Origin of the sequence: Micromonospora sp. NPDC049903 (assembly GCF_044460945.1) — a bacterium.
GTDB lineage: Bacteria > Actinomycetota > Actinomycetes > Mycobacteriales > Micromonosporaceae > Micromonospora.
Window position 1 is genome coordinate 106823 of record NZ_JBITKL010000022.1, and the last position, 4862, is coordinate 111684.

The following is a 4862-nucleotide window of genomic DNA, read 5'->3' on the forward strand; positions in this document are numbered from 1 at the left end:
TTGGGGGTGCCTCGGGGCCACGTGGCCCCCGGGGGGCCCCCCCCCCCCCCCCCCCCCCCCGGGGGGGCGCCCCCGGGCGGGCGGGCCCCCCCCCCCCCCCCCGGCCCGGGGGCCAGGCCGACGCTCAGCGCGTCGGTCGGTCCCGGCGGGACGGAAACTGGGCACCGGGCCGAGCCAGGCTCGACCGGGCGCGCAGCCCGACCGGATCGGGCGCGGTGACGGCCGGGTCGCGCAGGGAGTCCAGGTACGCCATCGCCGCCCGGTCCTCCTCGGTCGGGGCAGCGAGCAGGGCGTACACCAGGCCCACCACGCCGAAGATCACCAGCAGGACGATCGGCAGCAGCATGGTGCTGACCGTGGCGCCGGCCAGCTCGGTCCGCTGGTCGTGCAGATGCACCGACATCGCGCTCATCCCGGTGAAGTGCATGCCGTTGACCGCCACACCCATCACCAGCGCCGAACCGAAGATCGCCAGCCCGCGACGGACCGTGACCCCGAGCCAGAGCGCCACGGTGGCGGCAACCACCGCGATCACGATCGACGCCGCCACGCGCAGCGGGTCGTAGTCGATCCGGCCGTCCAGCTGCATCGCGGCCATGCCGCTGTAGTGCATCGCCGCCACACCGAGGCCGGTGAACAGACCGCCGGCCAGGATGCGGACCGCGGACAGCCGGCCGGTGCCCACGATGGCCAGACCGATGCCGACCGCGATCACCGCCAACAGGGCGCTGGCGACGGTGATCGGTACGTCGTACCGGATCCGCGAGCCGGTCACCGCGAAGCCGAGCATCGCCATGAAGTGCATCGTCCAGATCGCGGTGCCGCCGAGCGCCCACGCCGCGAGCGTCCCCCACCAGATCTTCTGCCCGGTGGACTTCGCGATCCTTATCCGGCCCGCAAAGATCAGGCCGAGGATGGAACCCAGCACGGACAGGGCGTAACTGATCCCCGGCGTGATCCATCCGTATTCAAAATGATTGATTTCCGCCACAATGGGCTCCCCCCAGAGCTGCTACCAGCGCGTAGCGACGCGCCGAAGACATGATCGGGGAGCACCCGAGCAGGCACAATAGGCGTTCGGGGGCACTTCGCGCCGTGATGTCGCGATCACTCAGCGATGCGTCGATTCCCGACCGTCACACTCACGCGGGCGAATGGTAGGCCAGCACCCCCCGGTTGACAGCCGCGATCGCCTGCCGGGCCGTGGCCCGCAGCTCGGTCGAGGCACCACCCGAGTCGGCCAACTGCCCGAGCAGGTCCACCACCTGACGCGCCCACCGGACGAAGTCACCGGCCGGCATCTCGCCGTCGAACTCGTGCCCGCTGGACAGCACCTTCGCCAACGCCTCACCCCGAGCCCAGCGGTAGACCGGCCAGGCGAAGCCCAGATCGGGCTCCCGGGTGACGGCCAGGCCCCGCGCCGCCTCGTCGGCCTCGATCTCGCTCCACAGCTTCAACGTGGCGTCGACCGACTCGGCGACCGCGCCACGCGGCAACGACGCCCGCTCGTCGACGTCCCGACGCGCCTCGAAGACCACCACCGAGACCGCCGCCGCCAGCTCGGCCGGGGACAACCCGTCCCAGACCCCTCGCCGCAGGCACTCCGCCACCAGCAGGTCGGCCTCCGTCCAGATCCGCCCCAGCATCCGCCCGGCATCGGTCACCGCGCCCTCGGCGGTCAGGTAGCCGCGCGCGGTGAGCAGGGCCACGATCCGGTCGAACGTACGCGCCAACGACCCCGTCCGGCCGGAGACCCGCTGCCGCAGTTCCTCGGTGTCCCGCTCCAGCCGCCGGCGACGCTCCGCCCAACGGGCGTGTTCCTCCCGCTCGGGGCAGGCGTGGCAGGGATGCCGTCGCATCTCGGTGCGGAGCTGGGTCAGCCGGTGGTCCTCCCCCGACTGTCGGCCGCGCGCGCCCCGCCGGGAGTGCCGGTCCAGACCGGTGCCGCTGACCTGCGCCGCCAGGTCCCGTCGAGCGGCCGGGTTGCGGTGGTTGAAGTGCTTGGGCACTCGGATGCGCGCCAGCACCTCGGCCGGGGTAGTGAAGTCGCCGGGGCTGATCCGGCCCGCCCACCGGTCCTGCGTGAGCACCAACGGCCGGGGCTCGCTGAACCCACCGGCCGCCGGGTCGAGCACCACGGCCAGACCGGCCCGGCGCCCCGACGGCACCCGGATCACGTCACCCACCCGCAGGCGTTCCAGCGCCGCCACCGCCGCCGCCCGGCGCTGACTCTGCCCCTGGCGGGCGATCGCCCGTTCCCGGTCGGCGATGGCCACCCGCAGCGCGAAGTACTCGTCGAAGTCGCCGTGGTGGCAGGCCGCCTCCGCGCCGTACGCCTCGATGGTCTCGGTGTTGCGCTGCACCTGCCGGGCCAGGCCGACCACCGACCGATCCGCCTGGAACTGCGCGAACGACGACTCCAGCAACTCGCGGGCGGGTGCCGCGCCGACGCTGCCGACCAGGTTGACCGACATGTTGTAGGACGGCCGGAAGCTGGACCGCAGCGGGTACGTCCGGGTGGAGGCCAGCCCCGCCACGTGCCGCGGATCGGTCTCCGGGGACCACACCACCACGGCGTGCCCCTCGACGTCGATGCCGCGCCGCCCGGCCCGCCCGGTGAGCTGCGTGTACTCCCCCGGGGTCAGGTCGACGTGGGCCTCGCCGTTGTACTTGACCAGGCGTTCCAGCACCACGCAACGGGCCGGCATGTTGATGCCCAGGGCGAGCGTCTCGGTGGCGAAGACCGCCTTCACCAGCCCCCGGACGAACAGCTCCTCGACGACCTCCTTGAACGCCGGCAGCATGCCGGCGTGGTGGGCGGCCAGCCCCCGCTCCAGACCGTCGAGCCACTCCCAGTAGCCCAGCACCGACAGGTCCTCGCCCGGGATGGCGGTGATCCGGGACTCCACCACCCGCCGGATCTCCGAGCGCTCCTCGGGCGAGGTGAGCCGCAGCCCGGCCGCCAGACACTGCTGCACCGCCGCGTCGCAGCCGGCCCGGCTGAAGATGAACAGGATCGCCGGCAACAGGCCCTCGCGATCCAGCCGGTCCACGATGTCCGGCCGCAACGGCCCGCGCCAGCGCGGCCCCCGCCGCCCGGCACCCGGCCCGGCGGACCGCCCCTCGCCCAGGTCGAGGCGGCGCACCGTGTCCCGGGTGTACCGCAGCAGCTCCGGGTGCACGTCGTGCTTACGGGCGGCGTCCGCGTCGTGGAACAGGTCGAACATCCGCTTGCCGACCAGCATGTGCTGCCACAACGGCACCGGACGGTGTTCGCTGACCACCACCGTGGTCTCGCCGCGCACGGTGATCAGCCAGTCGGCGAACTCCTCGGCGTTGGACACGGTCGCCGACAGCGACACCAGCGTGACCGAGGCGGGCAGGTGGATGATGACCTCCTCCCACACCCCGCCCCGGAACCGGTCGGCCAGGTAGTGGACCTCGTCCATCACCACGTACGCGAGGCCCTGGAGGGTGCTCGACCCGGCGTAGAGCATGTTGCGCAGCACCTCGGTGGTCATCACCACCACGGGCGCGTCACCGTTGATGGCGTTGTCGCCGGTGAGCAGCCCGACCTGCTCGGCACCGTAGCGGTCGACCAGGTCGTGGTACTTCTGGTTGGACAGCGCCTTGATCGGCGTGGTGTAGAAGCACTTGCGCCGGGCGCCGTCGGCCGGCGCCGGCTGCCCCGGGGCACCCCGCAGCGCCAGGTGTACGGCGAACTCGCCGACCACGGTCTTGCCGGCCCCGGTCGGGGCGCACACCAGCACCCCGCTGCCCCGCTCCAGCGCCTGGCACGACTCGCGCTGGAAGTCGTCGAGGTCGAACCCGAGATCGGCGGTGAACTCTTCCAGCGCCGGGAACTGAGAGGCCTGGGCGGCCCGGCGACGTGCCGCGGCGTACCGCTCGGCGGGGCTCGACATGTCACCAAGATTAGTGCGTGCCACCGACGGCCACCCGACAAGGCCGTCCGGCAGGGCCGTCCGGGTGGGTCGGTAGGGTGCACGTCGTGCCGGATCATCCCGAACCGACCGACGCCCTCCCCGGCGTCGACCACACCCGCCACGAGCCGTCCCGCCGGCCCGTACGAGCCGTGCTGCTCGACTTCCACGGCACGCTCGCGCAGGTGGAGGAGCCCAGGGAGTGGGTGCTGGCCGCCGCGGCGGCGTGCGGTGTGACGCTGGACCGGATGCGGGCCACCTCGCTGGCCGACCGACTGCTCACCGCCGGCCGGGCCGGTGGACCGCTGCCCGGCCGGGTGCCGCCCCGACTGGCCGAGCTCTGGGCCGACCGCGACCTCTACGAGCACGCCCACCGGGGGGCGTACACCGGGCTGGCCGCCACGGTCGACGCCGGGATCGACGGGTTCGCCGACGCCCTCTACGAGCGCGTGCTGGTGCCGGAGGGCTGGGTGCCGTACCCGGACACCGCCCCGACGCTGGCCGGGCTGCGGGCGGCCGGCGTACGCGTGGGCGTGGTCAGCAACATCGGCTTCGACCTGCGGCCCATCTTCGACGCCTGGGGCCTCGCCGACCTGGTCGACGCGTTCGTGCTCTCCTACGAGGTGGGCCGCTGCAAGCCGGACCCGGCGATCTTCTGGCGCGCCTGCGGGATGCTCGGCGTCGACCCGGAGGAGTCGCTGATGGTCGGCGACACCCCCGCCGACGCCGGAGCCGTGGCCGCCGGATGCGCTGTCCTGGTCCTACCCCCCGCCGACCCGGGCCGCCCCAACGGCCTCGGCTCCGTCCTGGACCTCCTCCCCCACCCCTAACCCCAATGCCGCTCAGTTAGGGCGGTGGGCGGGTTGTCAATGTTGCTGTTTCGAGGATGTTGATGTTGATGGTGGCGTGGTAGTTGGTGCG

General features: G+C 73.0%; 3 protein-coding genes. 1 reads left to right on the plus strand and 2 read right to left on the minus strand.

The window, feature by feature from the left end; genetic code table 11:
* Window positions 1-124: 124 nt before the first annotated feature.
* Both ACIBO1_RS25995 and ACIBO1_RS26000 read right to left on the minus strand, forming a co-directional pair.
* Window positions 125-991, minus strand: a complete 867-nt coding sequence (locus ACIBO1_RS25995; RefSeq protein ID WP_396750925.1) for an MHYT domain-containing protein — start codon at window positions 989-991, stop codon at window positions 125-127.
* A 151-nt stretch (window positions 992-1142) separates the two neighbouring features.
* Window positions 1143-3923, minus strand: coding sequence for a DEAD/DEAH box helicase (locus ACIBO1_RS26000; RefSeq protein WP_396750927.1), 2781 nt, complete (start codon window positions 3921-3923; stop codon window positions 1143-1145).
* An 86-nt stretch (window positions 3924-4009) separates the two neighbouring features.
* On the opposite strand from ACIBO1_RS26000, the gene ACIBO1_RS26005 reads away from it, so the two are divergent.
* Window positions 4010-4771: an HAD family hydrolase gene (locus tag ACIBO1_RS26005; protein ID WP_396750929.1), complete on the plus strand. Its 762-nt coding sequence runs from the start codon at window positions 4010-4012 to the stop codon at window positions 4769-4771.
* Window positions 4772-4862: the final 91 nt, after the last annotated feature.

Coding starts and splice junctions, on each gene's coding strand:
- ACIBO1_RS26000 (WP_396750927.1), bottom strand. CDS start 3,923: ATGTCGAGCCCCGCCGAGCGGTACGCCGCGGCACGTCGCCGGGCCGCC.